Source organism: Mesorhizobium prunaredense, from assembly GCF_900156895.1.
Classification (GTDB): domain Bacteria; phylum Pseudomonadota; class Alphaproteobacteria; order Rhizobiales; family Rhizobiaceae; genus Mesorhizobium; species Mesorhizobium prunaredense.
Genome location: NZ_FTPD01000067.1, coordinates 162153 through 179646, shown reverse-complemented (window position 1 = coordinate 179646; position 17494 = coordinate 162153). Strand labels below are relative to the sequence as shown.

Below are 17494 nucleotides of genomic sequence, written 5' to 3'. Positions count from 1 at the left end.
GCGCATGAGACCCGCTGTCAGATCGCCATGCTCCTCCTAATGGGTAGAACGCGCGCAAGCGGTCTGCGTTGCGTAAGCCGAGCCCGCGGTTCGCCGCTGCGCACGGAAGTATCCTTCTGCCGCGATCGATCGCCGGGGATGGCGGCGGTGATCGCGGCGCTTTGGTGGTGGCTGGGGTAGCGTGTCAGCAGCCGAGCGGACAGCGCTGGAAATTACCTGCCCTTTCCCACAAGATGCCTGAACATCGCTGAGGGCTCGACATGTGCAACCTCTACAACATCACCACCAGCCAGGAAGCGATCCGCCAGTGGACCCGCGCCTTGCGCGATAGTCTCGGCAATCTCGAGCCCTCCATCGACATCTACCCCAACCAGCCCGGCCCGGTGGTGCGCAATGCGCCGGACGGTGAGCGGGAACTGGCCAACCTGCTGTGGGGCATGCCGACGCCGATCGAGCGCGTGAAGGGCAAGGCCGACTACGGCACCACCAACATCCGCAACCCGCAATATGGCCACTGGCAGCAATATCTCGGCGTCGAGAACCGCTGCGTGGTGCCGCTCACCAGTTTTGCCGAACCGAGCCCAACGCCGGGCGACAAGGACCCGGATACCGGTATCCAGAAAAACTACTGGTTTGCGCTGAACGAGGCGCGGCCGCTGTTCTTCTTCGCCGGCCTGTGGACGCGCTGGCAAGGCGTGCGCAAGGTCAAGGACGGCCCCGGCGAGTTCGAGCTCTACGGTTTTCTGACGACCAGGCCCAACGCCCTGATCGCGCCGATCCACGAGAAGGCGATGCCCGTGATCCTGACCACGCAGGAGGAAACCGAGACCTGGCTGAGCGCGCCGTGGTCGCAAGCCAGGCACCTGCAGCGCACGGCACCAGACGACGCGCTGGTGATTGTCGACAAGCCGGCGACGCAGATAAAGTTTCCGCCGCAGGCGCCACAGGCGCCGCTACAGGGTTCGCTGTTCTAAAGCTTGAATTTTTGCAGCACCCAGATGTAGCCCTTCGGCGGATGATCCTGGTCGACGAACTGCGTGCGCACGGTGGTGTCCTTGCGGCTGCATCGTTTGCACCTGAACCGGATGGTCTCCAGCGGCTTGTTCCAGCCCACCACCTTGGCCACGTCGTTGGCCCGAAAACGTCCGACATGGTAGCAGTGGCCGCACTCGACGATCAGCAGCATGTTGGCCTTCGCGGCACGTCCAACGCTGTCCATCGGCCCGGCCATGGCTCATTTCCGAGTCAAATAATCCTCGGGAAGCGGAAGCAGGCCGAGATCCGGCATCCGATAATCGGGCTCCTTCTCCGCTACGCTGGCCATCACCTCATGCAATTTTTCGACAAGCCCGCAAAGCTGCCAAAACAGCTGGCCATGCGCTTTCAGATGCAGCTGCGACGAAAGCACCGTCTTGCGCAGGCTGAGAGCGTCGCTGATGATCGCCTCGGCATGCCTCGCCGACAGCCTGTCGAACCGGCTATTTCGTCTGCCCATCGCGGCTCTCCTCAATTTGTGAGCAACCGCCCCACCTCTGACAAATAGGAAGACATTCCTCGCCGAGTCAATTCACGCTTGACATTTTTGTTCCCGTTTTGTTCAATTTGAACAGAAACTGTTGGAGGCATAGCCATGGACAACATCGTGACGCTGGACAGCCGCCAGGAAGCCGCCCTTCACGCCATCGCCGACAAGTTCATCGCCCAGCACAAGGGCGATGCGGTGAAGGCGCTCAAGGAGATGATCGTGCTGAACGGGCATCTGCAGGATCGGCTTGATGCCCTGTCGTCACCACGCCGAGCGACGCGCTAAGCGCCCAGAGATGACGGCAGCAGGACGCGTGTTCAATCGTGCCGTTCGAAGGTCGGCTTTGCGCCAGAAACGGTCGTCTGTGAAAGTCCGCTTCGCGCAACTTCAGTCCTTCCAGCTCGCTCGTTCGACGGGCCAGTTTCGGGCACGATGGGGTCGTTACGATGTGCCGCCGGTGGCGTTCCTCAATTATTGCTGACTTGCTGCCTGTGACCTTCCGGACATGGAAGCCAAGCGATTCAACATGGCAGGCAAGGTATCTCAGGTGTTCTCGATCGCGGTGACCGGCGCCACTATCGCCAGCCCTACTGCAGTGCCGACCATTGCTGCTCCGGTCGTGCGGTTAGGACGTGAACACCAACGTCCAGGCGGCCGTCACTCAGCCTGAAACGATGCGCCCAGCCACCTTGGACATCTCGAGATGGTCAGGGCCGTTGCCGCGGACCCGGGACTGCGGCGCCGGCCCTGGCGGCGACAGCAAGTCCTCCAGGAAATAGGCGGAGAGCGCCGCGCGGCCCGAGAGCTCAGCCTTGTGGTAGAGGGCGGTCGCTTGCTGACGAATAGTCGCCTCGCTGGCTTCCCGGATTCGCGCGATCTCCTTGTGGCTGAAGCCCTTAAGCAGCAGGAGCCCGACCTCCTGTTCCGCCTGTGTGCAACCCCAGGCAGCGAACTGGCGCTGAATGGCGGCGCCGAGCTCCTGGAAATGGTGGGCGAGGTCGGCCCGCCAGTGCGTGTCGCGCTCGCGGATGCGCGCGATCTCGTCGCGCAGGTCGAAGCTTTCCGCCTGCTGCTCCCGCAGGCGCGAGGACAGGAGCGCAACGCAGGTCGAGCAGCCGACGAGAAGGGCGATGCCCACAGCCTCCTTCAAGAGGTCCGTGACCATCAACTCCTCTTCGTTCAACGCCTCTAGGCCTAGCAGCAGCGCGAAGGCTCCCACTGCACCCGCTATCAGCATCAACCGGCCGCGTCCCTTGGTCCAGTCCATGGTTGTCTCCCGAGCTCGCGTTGCGGCGAGGCACCCCCGCTCCCCATGTCGCCTCCATTTTGCGCCCGTCCGCCGCGCAGCGCAACGGACGGGCGGCGGGTATCGGTCAGGTGATGAAGAAGTCGGCATTGGCGCCGAGCGACGCTACACTCGCAAGCAGGTTCTCCACGCCCCCGCCGACGGTCACGTCAGGGTCGCCCTCCGCGAAGCCGTCATCATTGTTCGTATCGAGCGCGGCGCAATCGAAGCCTGCCGCGAAATCGGCGGGCTCGACAGCGTCGAAATCCGCGAGCCGGTCGGCCCCGAACGCCGTGGCGGAAAACCGGAAGGTATCGGCGCCGTTCCTGCCTTCGAACCAGTCTGCGCCCCATCCGCCGGCGTCAAGGCCGTCCCCGCCGCCGCGACCCGGCCGGTCGTCGTCCAGTGCAACTCGTTCGGTGCCATGGGCCTCACGGCGAAGATGGCCGAGCGTGGTGGCCGCGATCGGCGCCTCGCTCACCGCGACGATCGCGTCATTGAAATCGCCATCGTAGTCGGGGCTGGTGTTCAGCCGGTCCTCGAAGCCGATGATCTCGATCCCGCTCGCCTCTTGCGCTTTCGAGGAAAGTCCGATCGCCTGCAGGCTGCCGGCTGGGTTCAGCAGGTTGGTGCCGTCATCGGCCCCGAACGCGCTCAATGGTTGGATCGGCAGGATGTTCCCTTCATCGTCCATGACAGTGGGGGCAAAAAGATCGGTGATACTGCCCGGCGCTCCCGTCAGGAGGTTTGTGAGATGCAAACCACCGTCGGTGAACTGCTCCAGATCGACGCCGATCTCGTCGACGCCGCGCACCAGGAACAGGCCGAGCGTCTGGCCTTCCGGCACTTCGACGGCGATCGAGGCGCCGGGCGCTGCCGCAGAGAGATCCGTGAACAGAATTCGGGCCTCGCTGATCGCTCCGGTCGCCGCATCGAAGAAATAGGCCCCGAGCGCGTCGGCGCTGTCAGTCTCGCCGCCGATCACCGTGACCTGTTTCGCAGCACCTGTCCCGGTGAAATCGTCGGCGTCGAGGTCGCGCACCTCGGCCAGATTCTTCACTGCCTTGCCCTCGTGAAGCTTGGACAGCTCTGGCACGACGTCGTCCGAGTCATCGGGATCCTGCGCACCGACATCGCCAGTGCGATAGAGGTCGACTTTTGTCTTGATGCTTCCGTCCGGCGCCAACGCAACCTCGGTGATCTCGCCCACGCCGGGGGCGTAGAACTTGTTCTCGATGCCGGTGGAGAGGGCGGAGCTGTCGATGATCTTGATCGCGTTGTCATAGTGGTCGAAGGGCGTATCGATGCTGAGCCCCGTCTCGGCGATGATGCTCTCGTCCTCGGCGATGCCCGGCGCATGTTCGAGGTAGTAGGCCGGGCCGAACTCCGGGGTCGCCTTCATGGCCCAGCCCGGTTGGTTGCCCGGATCATCGGCCGACCATTCGCCGTCGTGATTGACGCCGATAAAATTGCCCTCGTCGTCGTATTCATAGTTGATCACGATTTCGCCGAAGTACCAGACGTTTCCCGCAGTGTCCTGGGCGTACCAGTCGAAGGTGTCCTCGATGAGCAGGTCGTTCTCGTAGACCGTATCGCGGATCACCGTGGTCGCGACCCCCCGGACCTCAAAGGTCGCAGAGGTGGTGAAGAGGTCGTTACGCTCTGTCGTGACCTCGCCGGTCACGGGGTCGGTTTCGTCGCCCTGATAGCTCAACACGTGGCCGGGGATCAGCGGGAGGTACGGGTTGTTGATCGGTGCACCAGGAATAAAGGTCGCGGCACCGAAGTTGGGCAGGATGGCCATGGGATGTCCTCCGAGATGGATCGCGTCGCGGGCGCGCCGTGGGTCGGCCGCTCCCGCCGCGACCCCGAACATGCGGTGGTTCCCGCCCACAGAAAATCCGGCAGGCGTGACGTGGAAAAAGACTAGGCCTTTCAGAGCCCTGGACGGCCCGTCCTACGGATGTGAGATGCCCTGCCAGCGGCAGCTGCGGGGCGGGGCCACCGCGCCGCGGCTCCGCCTCTTTCATCGCGGCTTCAGTGTGTGCCGGGAACAGCGTGTGGTCTTTGCACAACGAACTGAGCTTGGCCGAATGACGGGCATGCCGGGGCTCTCGGCCAGCCATCGGCAGTCTTACTTTGCTGCAGCAGCATCCGCCGCCGAGAAATTCGCGGCTATTCTCTGAACGTTCGGGAAAACTGGTCCGACAGCGGCTTCATCAAATAGGACCATACGCTGCGTTCGCCCGTCTGGATGTGGACCTCGGCCGGCATGCCTGGCGACAGACGCCTTGGCCCCGGCAAGCAGGCTTTCTCGTCGTGGATGGCGACCCTTGCGATGAAGTAGTCCAGTTTCGCATCAACGTCCTTGATGAGGTCGGCCGACACCCGCTTGACGATCCCCTTGCATTCCGGAGTGGTATTGGCGTCGAATGCCGAGAATCTGATCGATACGGGATGGCCGGGTTCGACATCGTCGATGCTGGCCGGCGCGATCCGCGCGTCGACGACAAGCCCGTCGGCGGCGGGAACGATCAGCATGACGGTTTCGCCCGTACCAATCACGCCGCCCACTGTATGCACCGCCAGTTCCTGGACAATGCCGGACTGCGGCGCGCGGACATCGATGCGGGCCAGCTGGTCCTCTGCCACGATCTTGCGTTCGACCAGTTCGGCTTCCTCGCCTTCGGCTTCGCGCAGGTCGGTGGTCGCCTCCTTGCGCGTCTCCTCTTCGAGCGTCAGGATCTGCAGCCTGGTCTCGCTGATCTTGCCTGCGATCTCGGCGATGGCCGCCGCAAGACGCCCGCCTTCGCCTTCGAGGCGGGACACCTCGAGCCGCAGATTGGTGAGGCGTTCCATCGAGACGATCTTCTTCTCGTGCAGCCCTTCGATGGCAACCAGGTCGTCCCTTACCAGCGCAAGTGATTTTTCCACTGACCGCTGCTGCGCCTTGAGACCTTCGATCTGCCGCTCGAACTGTCCGGCGCGCGTCTCGATCTGTCCTTTCCGGCTGGCCAGGGACCTTGACCGGCTCTCGAACAGCGCCCGCTCGCCAGCCGCCAGAACCGCCATTTCCGGCTCGCTCACTCGCATCTCGAGGCTTGCCGGCAGTTTCATCTCAGACAGACCCAGACGCTCGGCATCGAGCCGCGCCAGGCGTGCGACTGTGCGGTCGAGCTGCTTGCGGATGATCTGCAGATTAGCGCGCGTCATCGTCCCATCAAGGCGGAGCACAACCTCACCTGCTTTGACGCGGTCACCTTCGCGGACCAAGATTTCGCCGACGATACCGCCCTCCTGATGCTGTACCTTCTTAACATTGCTTTCCACGACCACAGTTCCCGCGGCGATGACGGCCCCGGCAAGTGTCGTCTTGGCTGCCCACACGCCTACACCTCCGACGAGCAGTGCAGAAACCGAAAGTCCGAGCAAGACGTTGGCGCCTATACCGTCGTTCTCTCCGGAGGTTGGTGCGGACTTGCGAAGCGCGGAGTGCGTCGGTCTAGAGGATTGGGCCGGTTCAAGCATTTAGACGGCTCATCCGTGTCGGGTAGCAAGTCTTTGCATGAAGACGGCTGGCATCTCACTCACCGTCGGTCGTGAAGCGGCACGACCGTCGAAGTGCCGTCCTTGGCTAACGGCACATCTGGCTTGCGCTGGGATTGGGCGGTCGCTTCCGCCGCCCGCCTCGTTACGTCGGCGAGCACCGCGTTTTTGGGGCCGAAGGCCTGCACTGTTCCCCCGGCCATGACAAGCAGCTGGTCGAGATTGGCAAGTGCCGACGGACGGTGGGCCACCACAACGGCAATCCCGCCTCGCTGCCTGATCGCGTGGATCGCAGTTGCCAGGGCCACGTCGCCGTCGGAATCCAGATTGGAATTGGGTTCATCGAGCACCACGAGGAACGGTTCGCCGTAGAGCGCGCGGGCCAGCCCGACGAGTTGACGCTGCCCCGCCGAGAGCGCAGTGCCGGCCTCTCCCACCCTGGTCTGGAAACCGTTGGGCAGCCGAAGAATCATATGGTGGACACCTGCAGTTTCCGCGGCAGCGAGGATGGCCTTGGGCTCGGCGTCCTCGTCAAAACGGCAAATGTTCTCGGCGACCGTGCCGTCGAACAGTTCGACATCCTGGGGAAGATAGCCGATGTCGCGGCCGAGATCCTCGATGTCCCATTGGTCGAGGGCCGCATGGTCGAGCCGGACCGCGCCCCGTAGCGGGCTCCATACGCCGACCAGTGCCCTGACCAGAGTGGACTTGCCCGAGGCGCAGGGACCGATCACTCCGAGTCCTGCGCCTGCCGCAAGCTGGAAAGTCACATTGTTGATGATCGGCTTCTGCTGGCCAGGTACGGCGACCGTCAGCCCTTCGACCAAGAGGCTGTGTCGCGGGCGCGGCAACGACATCGGTTCCCGGATGCTCGCAAAGGACTGAAAGGTCCTTTTGAGTTGCGCATGGCAGTGGCGGGCCGAGTTGAAACCCCTCCAGTTGGCGATCGCGATGTCGACCGGAGCGAGCGACCGGGCGAGCATGATCGAGGAAGCGATGATCACGCCCGCGGATGCCTCGCCGATGATGGCGAGATAGGCTCCTAACCCGAGCATCAAGGACTGCAGCACCATCCTCAACGACCGCGACATTGCTCCGGTAAAGCCAACGACGTCTGAAATCTTCCGCTGATCTCTGAGGAAGTGCCGGCTCTGTTCACCCCACAGCCTGCCGAACCGGTTGGAGAGGCCCATGGCCCGGATGACTTCGGCATTGCGTCGTCCGGCATCGGCATAGGACGAACGGGCGATCGCTGATTCCATCGCGCGTCTTGCCGGGGTGCGGCCAAGGATCTCGGCTAGTAACGTGAGGAACACGATGGATGCAGCCCCGAGTGTCGCGAGGATACCGAGCGACTGATGCAGCATGTAGATGATGACGAGGTAGACCGGAATCCATGGCAAGTCGAACAACGCAGTCGGCCCTGTCCCGGAGACAAAGCTCCGAATCTGGTCGAGATCGCGGATCGGCTGGATGCGGTTCCCCTCGTGCCCCGTCTTCAGCGGCAGCAGCAGGGACATGGCAAAAACCTGTTGGCGCAGACTCCGGTCAAGTCGGTTGCCGATGCGGACGAGAAGCCGCAAACGCACGAAATCGAGCAGCCCATAGGCCGCGTATAGCCCGACCATGACCACCGTCAGCCCGACGAGCGTGGGCACGCTACTGGACGGCAGAACGCGGTCGTACACCTGCAGCATATAGAGCGAGCCCGTAAGACCTAGGATGTTGATGATGCCCGAAAAGATACCGACGCTGAGCAGCGCGCCGGCACACCGCCGGAACGCTGTCCTCAGTTCGTTGCCCGGAGTCATTGTCTTGCGCATGATCTATCGATCGGCGCACCGGGAATAAAGGTCGCGGCACCAAAGTTTGGCAAGCTGACCATGGGGATATCCTCCGAGATCGGGGCGCCGGGGCCAGCCGCCGCACGGCGACGCCGAGCATGGGTGGTTCTCGCCTCACCGAAAATCCGGCAGGCGTGAGGTCGAAAAAGACTCGCCCTTTCAAAGCCTTGGAGGACCCATCCTACGGATGTGAGATGCCCTGCTAGCGACAGCTGCATGGCGGTAGGCCCATTCTCGTGTCTGTTTCACCAATTTTCGTGAAACGTGCCTTGTAGCTTTTGTATTCTTCCCATCTTTCCTTCGCTACCGTGTCGGACATGGAGCCTGGGCTACTATCACGTGCAGTGCATCCAGTGGGTGGTCGGCCATGCGTGTTTTTGCCCTCGCTCTGACTGTCTTGGAGTTGCTGGCGACCTCGACTCCAGCACTGGCCGAAGATCCGGTGCCGGTGCTCATCGAAGGCTGCACGGCGCCGTGCCCGGGATACGAAATTTCCGCGGAACTTCAGAACGACTGGATTTTTGCCGCCGATCCGGGCTTTTCTGAAATCCGACGTGCTTCAACCGACGCTCACGGTCGATCTTTTCTTCGCGCCGACGGATTATCTACAGCTGGCGACGTCCATCATCACCGAGCCTGTAATAGACCCAGAGCCCGGCGAGAATGCGATTTTTGAAGGAATCGGCACATATGTGGCAGAACTCTACGGCACCGTCGAAGCAGATCCGGCCACCTTGAGGGTCGGAAAATTTGATACGATCTTCAGCGTCGCCAGCGAAATTGCGCCAGGGATCAATGCCACCGACCTTGTGTCGGACTTCGACGCTGACGAACGCCTGGGCGGCGAGATTATCCTCGGCTTCGAAAGCCTCGGACTAAACCATGCTTTGGCGGCGACTGCGTTCACTGACCGCACGATCCTCAGCAATTCGCTCTTCACTAGTCGGGGCCGAACAAGCCTGTCGGATGGTGGCGCCGGCAACACGGACGGCCTGTCCTCGTTCTCGATCGTCCTTGATGGCTGCAAGGGATCGGAAACGGTCGATTGCTACATGGACGGTGAATTCGGCTACAGACTCGGTTTTCGGCACCAGAAGGCAGGCCAGCCTACCGATGAGGCCATCGAAGAAGAGCTGACACTTGGCAGCGAACGGGCGTACCTCGCCGCCGCGACCAAGAGGCCTATCTCTGGCATTTCGACGGCGGCCCGAACGATGCCCTGGTCCTCACAGGCTCCGCGGTCTTGGAAGTGGAGCCGTGGACTTACATCGCAACCTATACGCAGCAGATGAATCTTGTCGCCGGAGGCCCGAACACTTACGAGCACCTGGCCGATTTCGAAATGATTGATACGTACGGCGAAGATGCGCCATTAAAGTCCGGGATCAAACACCTAGGCGCTGCCTATACGTTCGTGCGCAGCGCCGAAGGCGAGAACGCTCACCTTTTCAGCATGCGCGCAGTGTTCGATTTCGGCGGAGGTGTGGAGTTCGGCAGGTAGGCCGCGCGAATCCCGGCAGGGCCGTCAGCGCTTCGACCCCCCGGTTGGGATCAAACCCGGTCGGCATGCCGTCTAAGCCGAATGTCTGCTTTCGGGAAACGACGAAGGAGACCTCAATGGCGGACATCGGCGCAAAGCTGTCATTCAGACTCTGACGTGCGGGCGTCGCCTTCGGGTCAAAACAGGCCGTTCACGGATATCCGATTTCTCTGCATGCCGTGGCTTGAATAAAGACAGTCCTTAACCGAGGCATTTCTTCTCGATCTCGCAAATCCGCCACGCCTCACCGTCCCGCGCCTCGACATAGCACGTCCCGAGCGGCGCCTTCCCTCCGCCTTCCGGCAAGTCCAGCACGTAGTTTGCCTATGCCCGACAGGCGTGCGAGGCGCCTGCCTACTCGCACTGCCTGCGTGGGCCGCCGGAATAGGGTTGGTAGCTGTTGTCTTCCGGCCGATACGAGCGGTAGCGGCTGAAGCAACATTGCACGTGCTCGGGCGGAAGCTCGGCGGTGCCGGTTTCATCCGACGGAACGTCGCCGTCCATTGGCCACGTGTCGCTCGCCCTCGACATAGCCATCGTCGGGAGCGGCGCGGTGATGCATTTAGAGAGTACAAAAGTCCGTTCGGCCACGTTGCAGGCAAACGCTTCGTCACTGAAAGTTTGATGCCGCTTGCGCGAGGTGCATCAGGTACGGTTCTGAACAATTTGCGTACCGTGCTAAAATCCGCGGGCAACCGCCATGGGCGTCGCTCCCTGCTTCCGGACCAAGGCTTGGTGGACGCACCATGTTCTCGAAAACTGTCCGGAGCAGAGATGCGTGGCCGCCGTCTTCGCAGGCTCAGGTTTCCGCGAGGCATGCCAGGCGGCTGCCTGGCAAGCGACGGCACGCCGCCTCAATGCCTCTTGAAATACTGCACCTCGCGTTCGTGCTTCTCCGCAGCCTCGCGGGTATCGAATGTGCCGAGATTGCGGCGCTTGCCGGTCTTTTCGTCTTTCTTGCGCGAATAGAGGCGGTATTTTCCGTCTTTGAGTTTTCTGATCATCTGTTCACTCCCCGAGCCGCTGCTTCCCCTTGAGGTTGCGCGCGGCTTGTTCGATCGCCGCCCGGTCGTTTCCCAGCCTGTCGATCAGTTCCTGCGCCTGTTCGCCCGATATGCCGGTGCGCACCGCCAGGGCCTCCACCGTCAAGACGTCGGAGCTCGCGACCTCGCGGGTTTCCGGCAGGGCATCGCCTGCCGTCAGCGGCAGGGCTGCCTCCCTGTCGATCTCGGCCTCGGCCCGGTGCCAGTGCCGCTCGGAATCGCCATGGATCCCACCTTCGCGTTCCCAGATCTGGTATGCGCGCTCACGAATCTTGTCTTCCCGGTCGTCGCCCATGTTGATTCCTCCTTTGGGTCTCGGATGAACGCCGCGCCAACCCGAACGATCCAAGAAATCTGCGTGATCGTTGGGTGGGGGTCGCACAAGGCGCCATGCATTGCGGCCGCCAGCCCGCCTCCCGCCCTGCCTACTCGCACTGCCTCCGCGGGCCGCCGGAATAGGGCTGGTAGCTGTTGTCTTCCGGCCGATAGGAGCGGTAGCGGCTGAAGCAATATTCCACGTGGTCGGGCGGAAGCCAGGCGGCGCCGGTTTCATCCGACGGAACGTCCCCATCCATTGGCCACGTGTCGCTCGCCTCGACGTAGTCGCCGCCATCGTCGGGGAGCGACGAGATGCGCTCGGCCGCGCCGGCAGCGAAATAGGGCGAGATGCAGGGACGCTGCTCTCCGCTGTAGGATGTGTAGTGGTCGTCGCTTGGCCTGTAGGAGCGGTAGCGGCTTGCGCACCATTCCACATGGGCGGCGGGCACCGCGTGCTGCTCGTCCGCTGCCGGCTGGATAGCGCCGGTAACGATGGGCGCCGAAGCTGCGGCATCGGCAGGTTTCGAGGTGCGATCAACCGGGATCTCCGGGACCTCGCGCGCGGGAAGGCGCTCAAGACGCTGCGAAGCAGGGTCCACCTTCCGCGGCTCCCTCGGCCACAGTTCGGCGACGCTGGAGGTCGGGGCGGCCTGCCGCACCGGCTCGGCGGAAAGAATCCAGACAGCGAAGGCCAATCCGCTGGCGAAAACCGCAAGCGTCAGCACGAAGCCGCCAAGTACCGCCGATAAAGCTTTCACCCTGCGCTCCTTTGCCCCGTCATCTCTAGAAATGCGAGGCATTGGATCCGGTTCCAACCAGGCGCGGCAGCAGGAGCTTCCGGCGCTGAAAGGAAGGTCTCCATTTCTCGAAGGACCCCTCTCCGTCTCAGCTTCGCCGAGCCACCTCTCCCCGCTTCGCGGGGCGAGGAACCAAGCTTTCAAGGATCGCCGACAAGCTCCCTATACGCCCTCACCTCACCATCCTGCCCGCGAATTCGCCAAGTCTCTCCGTTCTGCGCCTCGACATAGGATGGGCCGAGCGGCACCTTGCCGCCGCCGTCCGGCAGGTCGAGCACGTAGACGGGGTTGCAGATGCCCGACAGGCGCGCCCGCAAGGCGCTGACCAGCGCCCGTCCCTCGGCAATGGTGGTGCGCCGATGCGCCATGCCGCGCGCGAGGTCGCCGTGATGCAGGTAATAGGGTTTCACGCCGAGGCGGTACATCAGCTCGCGGCACAGCTCCTCCAGCGCCTCGACCGTGTCGTTGACGCCTTTCAGCAGGACGCTCTGGTTGAGCAGCACGAAGCCGCCTTGCCGCAAGGCGCGGCAGGATTCTTCGGTGGCCGGCGTGATCTCCCGCGCGTGGTTGAAATGGGTGACGACTGTGACCATCAGCCGGCCCTGCAGCGAGCGAACCAGCCCTGACGTGACGCGCGAGGGCAGCGCCACGGGCACGCGCGTGTGGATTCGCAAGAGCCGCACATGCGCAACCGCCTCGATGCGGGCGCGGATTTCCGCCAGCGCCTTGTCCGGCAGCGACAGCGGATCGCCGCCGGTCAGGATCACCTCGCGGATTTCGGGGTGGGCCTCGATATAGGCGAATGCCGGCTCCAGCGCCTCGCGCGAAAAACCCCGGCCGATCGAGGTCAGCGATTCCTTGCGAAAGCAGAACCGGCAATAGACCGCGCACTGGTAGGTCGCAAACAGCAGAACCCGGTCGGCATGGCGATGCGTCAGTCGCGGCACCGGGCTGAAGGCGTGGTCCGCGATCGGATCGTCGAGCTCCCCTTCCTGCTCGTCCAGCTCTTCGGGCGACGGGATGACCTGAAGCCGGATCGGATCGGCGGGGTCGCTCCAGTCGATCAGGTCGAGATAGGCTTTTGGGATGCGAACCTTGTGGCGCGTGGCGGCGGCTTGAGCCGCCGCGCGCTCGGCTGCCGACAGCGGCAGGGAATCCAGATCGCGCACCTGTCGCACGCCAGCGCGAACATCGCCCTGCCACGCGGCGTCGTCGTCGGCCGCCATGCCGGCGTCGGTGGTGTCGAGGTGTGAGATCATCGCAGGCTCCTTGAATTCGGGCTGGATACAGCATTGGAGCCGAGGTGCGAACCCTTGCCGGATGTACTCGGCGCCGAAGCTGCCAATCTCCCCCCTTGTGGGGGAGATGCCCGGCAGGGCAGAGGGGGGCGCTGTCCCGCCGACCTCTCTCAATCGATGGCAATCTGCTTTGCGCAGATTAGCTCAGAACGTCCTTGCGGTTCAGAAGGGCTCCGGACGAGCAAGGTTGGCGATCCTTCGCGCCCCCCTCTGCCCTGCCGGGCGTTCGTCGTTCGGAAAGCCAAGCAATTGGCTTTCCGTCCGCTGCGCGGACCACTCCTCAACCCCCACGAGGGGGGAGATTGTCAGCTTCAACGCCCGCCTGATTTCTCGGCGCCGCCATCCGGCTTCATGATGATCTCGCGATGCGGATAGGGGATGTCGATGCCGTTTTCCCTAAAAGTGTCCCACAGCGCCAAAAGCACCCTGCCGCGCACGTTGGTCAGGCCTTGCTGAGGGTCGTGGATCCAGAAGCGCAGGACGAAATTGAGCGAGGATTCGCCGAAGTCGGTGAGCCAGCAGACCGGCCGCCGGTCCGCTTCGACCCGGCCGACGCTCATGGCGGCCTTGATCGCCAGTTCACTGACCTTATGCGGATCGGCGTCGTAAGAGACCCCGAAATTCACGTCGAGCCGCACGAGGTTGTCGCTGAACGACCAGTTGATGACCCTTTGGGTGATGAAGTCCTCGTTCGGGATCAGGTACTCGCGGCCGTCGCGAGTCACCACCGAGACAAACCGCGCCCGCAATTCGCGCACCCAGCCGAACGTGCCTTCGAGCGAAATGGTGTCGCCCGGCTTGATCGACTTGTCGAGCAGGATGATGATGCCGGAGACGAAATTCGAAACCACCTTTTGCAGCCCGAAAGCCAGGCCGACGCCGACGGCGCCGGAGAATATTGTCAGGGCCGTCAGGTCGAGTCCGACGGAAGACAGGGCGATGGCACCCGCCACCAGCACAAGAGCGACCTTTGCGACCTTGCCGACGAGGACGCGGATCGAAGGCGTCAGCTCTTCGGAGATGCGGACGCGCTCGTCGATATACTTGCCGACGACAACCGCAAGCCAGACCGTGGCGATCAGCAGCAGCGCCGCTTTCAGCACCATGAGCGCCGAAAGGCGCACCGCGCCCAAAGGTATTGCGAGGCCGTCCAAGAAAGCCGCGGCGTCGTCATCGATGCCCAGGATGACAAGGGCCGCATAGATCCAGGTCAGCCAGGCGAGAGCCCGCGCGACAAAGCGGTTGCGGACGATGCGCGACAGCACCGACGCAAACAGCCACGCAAGCGATAGCGAGAGCGCGATATAGATGAAGTGGCTCCGGCTTGGCCAGGTGACGGCGCGCAAGAGAATGAGCGCGGCAAGCAGGAAGACCGTGAACAGGATCCAGTCGGTGCGCCGCAAAAGGGCGACGACGACCCTCAACAGTCCGGGATGCCCCTTGATCTGGCGTGCCCGGTTCTCCACGAGCGGTTCGATGCGCTGCGCCGCGAGCTTCGCGACCAGGAAGAGCGTGACGATGATGGCAGCCTGATAGAAAAACCACGGCGTGACGGCGTAGTCGAACCATCGGCTGGCCCAGGCCAGCGATTCATCGATGGCGTTGCGAAGATCCATTCCCACACGACCGTTTTGGACTGGCGACCAGCACAATGTCGCCGGCCTGGTGCAGGGTCAAGCCGGCGCTCTGCGCTTCATCCCCGCGCCCCCGGCGCCTCTTGGCCGGTGCGCTCAACATCTCAGGTATAGCCGCCGCCATAGGAGTGACGCGCGCGGCCAGGAAGCGGCCGCCAGAAACATCAACTGATTGGAAACAACCGCTGGAAAATCGCCAACGTGCAACATTGAATCACTGTTACATTAGCTTGCACTTAAATTAGATTGAGCGTATGTGTGCAGGTGGCCGGTGATCTACCCCCCAACCGGTTAGGCTCGGCGCCAGTCCCGCCCCCCTCAGGCCAACGACGCCGGGCCGCTCGGGGTTTATCGCTCAATCCGGGAAGAGCTTTTTAAGTGCCTCCCACTGTTTAAGTACCTCCTACTGTTCGCTTTCGCCGGCTGCCGGTCGTCGAGGCCGGTGAACACATCGACTATCCCCTCAGGTAGTCGGCCTTCCCGCCGCCAGCCACGCCCGCTAATCTCGGATCCCGGAAGAGGCTGGAGACGAGGGAATGACGAATGGGCTGTCGCCAAGACTCTTGGCGATCGTCGATGCGTTGCCTTTGCGGCAGGGCATGCGGGTGCTGGAGATCGGCTGCGGACCGGGTGCTGCGGCGCGCGAGATCGCGCGCCGGATTGGCGACGGCCACGTGCTGGCGATCGACCGCTCGGCCAAGGCCATCACGCAGGCCAGGGCCGCCTCGCGCGCCGAGATTGCAGCGGGCCGGCTGAGCCTGCGTCAGGTCGCCATCGAGGATTTCCAGTTGGCGGCGGACGAGAAGCATTTCGACATTGCCGTTGCGGTGCGCGTCGGCGCGTTGGACGGGCGTCATCCCGAGGCAGGAAAAATCGCCCTGCAACGGCTCAAGAGCGCGTTGACGGCGCAAGGCCGGCTGTTCATCGACGGCGGCGATCCGCTGCGCGAAATTGTTCTGCATGGCTGAGCAGCCCGTGGCTTCCTCTCCGAGCATTGGGTGACGGTGAGCGGCAGCGCCGGGCCTGCCTACCCTATACCCGCAGCCCAGGCGCCTCCTGCCCCGTTCTCTCGACATACTCCGTATAGCCCCCGCCATAGGTATGAATCCCCTCGGGCGTCAGTTCCAGCACGCGGTTCGACAGCGCCGCCAGAAAATGCCGATCGTGCGAGACGAACAGCATGGTGCCCTCATACTGCGAAAGTGCCGTGATCAGCATTTCTTTGGTGGCGATGTCGAGGTGGTTGGTCGGCTCGTCCAGCACCAGCAGGTTAGGCGGGTCGAACAGCATCAGCGCCATCACCAGCCGCGCCTTCTCGCCGCCCGACAGCACCCGGCATTTCTTCTCGATCTCGTCGCCGGAAAAGCCGAAGCAGCCGGCCAGCGCCCTGAGCGGCGCCTGGCCTGCCTGCGGAAAGGCGCCCTCCAGCGTCTGGAACACGCTGCGTTCGCCCTCCAGCACTTCCATGGCGTGCTGGGCGAAATAGCCCATCTTGACGCTGGGCCCGCGCGCCACCGTGCCATTGTCCGGCTCGGACGCGCCGGCGACCAGCTTCAGCAGCGTCGACTTGCCGGCGCCGTTGATGCCCATCACGCACCAGCGCTCGCGGCGGCGCACCTGGAAATCCAGCCCCTGATAGATCGGGCGGCTGCCATAGCCCTTGTGGACGTTCCTCAGCGTCACCACGTCCTCGCCGCAGCGCGGCGCCGGCTGGAAGTCGAACGACACCTTTTGGCGGCGCTTGGGCGGCTCGACGCGGTCGATCTTCTCAAGCTTCTTCACCCGGCTCTGCACCTGGGCAGCATGTGACGCGCGCGCCTTGAAGCGCTCGATGAAGGCGATCTCCTTGGCCAGCATCGCCTGCTGGCGCTCGAACTGCGCCTGCTGCTGCCGGTCGGCGATCGCCCGCTGCTGCTGGTAGAATTCATAGTTGCCGGAGTAAGCGGTCAGCGATCCGCCATCGATCTCCACCACCTTGTCGACGATGCGGTTCATGAACTCGCGGTCGTGCGAGGTCATCAGCAGCGCGCCGTCATAGTTGTTCAGGAACTGCTCCAGCCAGATCAGGCTTTCCAGGTCGAGATGGTTGCTCGGCTCGTCAAGCAGCATGGCGTCGGGCCGCATCAGCAGGATCCTGGCCAGCGCCACGCGCATCTTCCAGCCGCCGGAAAGTTTTTCGACGTCGCCGTCCATCATCTCCTGGCTGAAGCCGAGACCGTCCAGCACTTCGCGGGCGCGGCCATCCAGCGCATAGCCGTCGAGCTCCTCGAAACGCGCCTGCAGGTCGCCATAGCGGGCGATGATCGCGTCCATCTCGTCGGCGCGATCGGGATCGCCCATGGCCGCTTCGAGCACGCCCATCTCGGCCGCCACTTCGCTCACCGGCCCGGCGCCGTCCATCACTTCTGCAACCGCGCTGCGGCCCGCCATGTCGCCGACATCCTGGCTGAAATAGCCGATGGTGACGCCGCGATCGACCGAGACCTGGCCCTCGTCGGGCTGCTCCTCGCCGTTGATCATGCGAAACAGCGTCGTCTTGCCGGCGCCGTTGGGGCCGACCAGCCCGACCTTCTCGCCCTTCTGCAAGGAGGCGGAGGCCTCGATGAAGACGATCTGCCGGCCGTTCTGCTTGCTGATGCTTTCCAGTCGAATCATGCTTTTCAC

17 protein-coding genes and 1 pseudogene are annotated in these 17494 nt (G+C 63.3%); 5 read left to right on the top strand and 13 right to left on the bottom strand.

Translation table 11 applies throughout. From position 1 onward, the window contains the following. Positions 1–260 precede the first annotated feature (260 nt). The gene (locus BQ8794_RS30080; protein WP_077382736.1) at positions 261–974 is read left to right on the top strand and encodes an SOS response-associated peptidase; all 714 of its coding nucleotides are present in this window, start codon (positions 261–263) and stop codon (positions 972–974) included. Here BQ8794_RS30080 and BQ8794_RS30075 read toward each other — a convergent pair. Together BQ8794_RS30075 and BQ8794_RS30070 are read right to left on the bottom strand one after the other, a co-directional pair. Continuing rightward, positions 971–1231 carry a hypothetical protein gene (locus BQ8794_RS30075; RefSeq protein WP_077382733.1) on the bottom strand — a complete coding sequence of 87 codons (261 nt, stop codon included), beginning with the start codon at positions 1229–1231 and terminating at the stop codon, positions 971–973. The two genes, BQ8794_RS30080 and BQ8794_RS30075, sit on opposite strands and share 4 nt — an antisense overlap. Positions 1232–1234: 3 nt before the next feature. Beyond that, entirely contained in the window at positions 1235–1495 is a 261-nt protein-coding gene (locus BQ8794_RS30070) for a hypothetical protein (protein ID WP_077382730.1), read from the bottom strand. A 135-nt stretch (positions 1496–1630) separates the two neighbouring features. On the opposite strand from BQ8794_RS30070, the gene BQ8794_RS30065 reads away from it, so the two are divergent. Continuing rightward, the gene (locus BQ8794_RS30065; RefSeq protein WP_077382727.1) at positions 1631–1810 is read left to right on the top strand and encodes a hypothetical protein; all 180 of its coding nucleotides are present in this window, start codon (positions 1631–1633) and stop codon (positions 1808–1810) included. Positions 1811–2186: 376 nt separating this feature from the next. On the opposite strand, the gene BQ8794_RS30060 is transcribed toward BQ8794_RS30065, so the two are convergent. The 4 genes from BQ8794_RS30060 to BQ8794_RS30045 all read right to left on the bottom strand — a co-directional run bounded on the left by BQ8794_RS30060 (position 2187) and on the right by BQ8794_RS30045 (position 8179). Further along, positions 2187–2792: a helix-turn-helix transcriptional regulator gene (locus tag BQ8794_RS30060; protein WP_077382724.1), complete on the bottom strand. Its 606-nt coding sequence runs from the start codon at positions 2790–2792 to the stop codon at positions 2187–2189. A 106-nt stretch (positions 2793–2898) separates the two neighbouring features. After that, positions 2899–4614, bottom strand: coding sequence for a hypothetical protein (locus tag BQ8794_RS30055; protein ID WP_077383478.1), 1716 nt, complete (start codon positions 4612–4614; stop codon positions 2899–2901). 371 nt (positions 4615–4985) lie between these two features. Then, a complete protein-coding gene (locus BQ8794_RS30050) occupies positions 4986–6338 on the bottom strand; it encodes an HlyD family type I secretion periplasmic adaptor subunit (RefSeq protein WP_077382721.1) in 1353 nt (450 codons plus the stop codon). 59 nt (positions 6339–6397) lie between these two features. Beyond that, on the bottom strand, positions 6398–8179 hold the full coding sequence (locus tag BQ8794_RS30045; RefSeq protein WP_077382718.1) for a type I secretion system permease/ATPase: 1782 nt from the start codon (positions 8177–8179) through the stop codon (positions 6398–6400). Positions 8180–8754: 575 nt separating this feature from the next. Here BQ8794_RS30045 and BQ8794_RS30040 point away from each other — a divergent pair. Continuing rightward, positions 8755–9492 (top strand): hypothetical protein, encoded by a 738-nt coding sequence (locus BQ8794_RS30040; RefSeq protein WP_244555159.1) that lies wholly within the window; start codon positions 8755–8757, stop codon positions 9490–9492. Continuing rightward, positions 9489–9701, top strand: coding sequence for a hypothetical protein (locus BQ8794_RS36910; protein WP_244555158.1), 213 nt, complete (start codon positions 9489–9491; stop codon positions 9699–9701). The genes BQ8794_RS30040 and BQ8794_RS36910 overlap by 4 nt, the downstream gene beginning before the upstream one ends. Before the next feature lie 393 nt (positions 9702–10094). On the opposite strand, the pseudogene BQ8794_RS30035 reads toward BQ8794_RS36910, so the two are convergent. The 6 genes and pseudogenes from BQ8794_RS30035 to BQ8794_RS30015 form a co-directional block, all read right to left on the bottom strand. Continuing rightward, positions 10095–10202, bottom strand: a pseudogene (locus BQ8794_RS30035) (BA14K family protein); the annotation flags it as partial. A 392-nt stretch (positions 10203–10594) separates the two neighbouring features. Further along, positions 10595–10744, bottom strand: coding sequence for a hypothetical protein (locus BQ8794_RS35250; protein ID WP_023677295.1), 150 nt, complete (start codon positions 10742–10744; stop codon positions 10595–10597). Positions 10745–10748: 4 nt separating this feature from the next. Then, positions 10749–11078, bottom strand: a complete 330-nt coding sequence (locus BQ8794_RS30030; RefSeq protein ID WP_077382715.1) for a DUF2934 domain-containing protein — start codon at positions 11076–11078, stop codon at positions 10749–10751. Between the two features lie 130 nt (positions 11079–11208). Further along, complete coding sequence (locus BQ8794_RS30025; protein WP_077382712.1) at positions 11209–11859, bottom strand: BA14K family protein; 651 nt, start codon at positions 11857–11859, stop codon at positions 11209–11211. A gap of 179 nt (positions 11860–12038) precedes the next feature. Beyond that, entirely contained in the window at positions 12039–13157 is a 1119-nt protein-coding gene (locus BQ8794_RS30020; RefSeq protein WP_077382709.1) for a KamA family radical SAM protein, read from the bottom strand. Between the two features lie 350 nt (positions 13158–13507). After that, on the bottom strand, positions 13508–14812 hold the full coding sequence (locus tag BQ8794_RS30015) for a mechanosensitive ion channel family protein (protein ID WP_077382706.1): 1305 nt from the start codon (positions 14810–14812) through the stop codon (positions 13508–13510). A gap of 554 nt (positions 14813–15366) precedes the next feature. Between BQ8794_RS30015 and BQ8794_RS30010 the strand changes: the two genes are divergently transcribed. Next, positions 15367–15798 (top strand): SAM-dependent methyltransferase, encoded by a 432-nt coding sequence (locus BQ8794_RS30010; RefSeq protein WP_077382703.1) that lies wholly within the window; start codon positions 15367–15369, stop codon positions 15796–15798. 64 nt (positions 15799–15862) lie between these two features. Here BQ8794_RS30010 and BQ8794_RS30005 read toward each other — a convergent pair whose 3' ends face one another. Then, positions 15863–17485 carry an ABC-F family ATP-binding cassette domain-containing protein gene (locus BQ8794_RS30005; RefSeq protein ID WP_077382700.1) on the bottom strand — a complete coding sequence of 541 codons (1623 nt, stop codon included), beginning with the start codon at positions 17483–17485 and terminating at the stop codon, positions 15863–15865. Between the last annotated feature and the right edge of the window lie 9 nt (positions 17486–17494).

Bases quoted from the DNA above. Each gene is read 5' to 3' on its own strand.
- BQ8794_RS30050 (WP_077382721.1), bottom strand. From the start codon at position 6,338: ATGCTTGAACCGGCCCAATCCTCTAGACCGACGCACTCCGCGCTTCGC.
- BQ8794_RS35250 (WP_023677295.1), bottom strand. From the start codon at position 10,744: ATGATCAGAAAACTCAAAGACGGAAAATACCGCCTCTATTCGCGCAAG.
- BQ8794_RS36910 (WP_244555158.1), top strand. From the start codon at position 9,489: ATGAATCTTGTCGCCGGAGGCCCGAACACTTACGAGCACCTGGCCGAT.
- BQ8794_RS30080 (WP_077382736.1), top strand. From the start codon at position 261: ATGTGCAACCTCTACAACATCACCACCAGCCAGGAAGCGATCCGCCAG.
- BQ8794_RS30010 (WP_077382703.1), top strand. From the start codon at position 15,367: ATGACGAATGGGCTGTCGCCAAGACTCTTGGCGATCGTCGATGCGTTG.
- BQ8794_RS30005 (WP_077382700.1), bottom strand. From the start codon at position 17,485: ATGATTCGACTGGAAAGCATCAGCAAGCAGAACGGCCGGCAGATCGTC.
- BQ8794_RS30070 (WP_077382730.1), bottom strand. From the start codon at position 1,495: ATGGGCAGACGAAATAGCCGGTTCGACAGGCTGTCGGCGAGGCATGCC.
- BQ8794_RS30030 (WP_077382715.1), bottom strand. From the start codon at position 11,078: ATGGGCGACGACCGGGAAGACAAGATTCGTGAGCGCGCATACCAGATC.
- BQ8794_RS30060 (WP_077382724.1), bottom strand. From the start codon at position 2,792: ATGGACTGGACCAAGGGACGCGGCCGGTTGATGCTGATAGCGGGTGCA.
- BQ8794_RS30015 (WP_077382706.1), bottom strand. From the start codon at position 14,812: ATGGATCTTCGCAACGCCATCGATGAATCGCTGGCCTGGGCCAGCCGA.
- BQ8794_RS30065 (WP_077382727.1), top strand. From the start codon at position 1,631: ATGGACAACATCGTGACGCTGGACAGCCGCCAGGAAGCCGCCCTTCAC.
- BQ8794_RS30045 (WP_077382718.1), bottom strand. From the start codon at position 8,179: ATGCGCAAGACAATGACTCCGGGCAACGAACTGAGGACAGCGTTCCGG.
- BQ8794_RS30055 (WP_077383478.1), bottom strand. From the start codon at position 4,614: ATGGCCATCCTGCCCAACTTCGGTGCCGCGACCTTTATTCCTGGTGCA.
- BQ8794_RS30020 (WP_077382709.1), bottom strand. From the start codon at position 13,157: ATGATCTCACACCTCGACACCACCGACGCCGGCATGGCGGCCGACGAC.
- BQ8794_RS30075 (WP_077382733.1), bottom strand. From the start codon at position 1,231: ATGGCCGGGCCGATGGACAGCGTTGGACGTGCCGCGAAGGCCAACATG.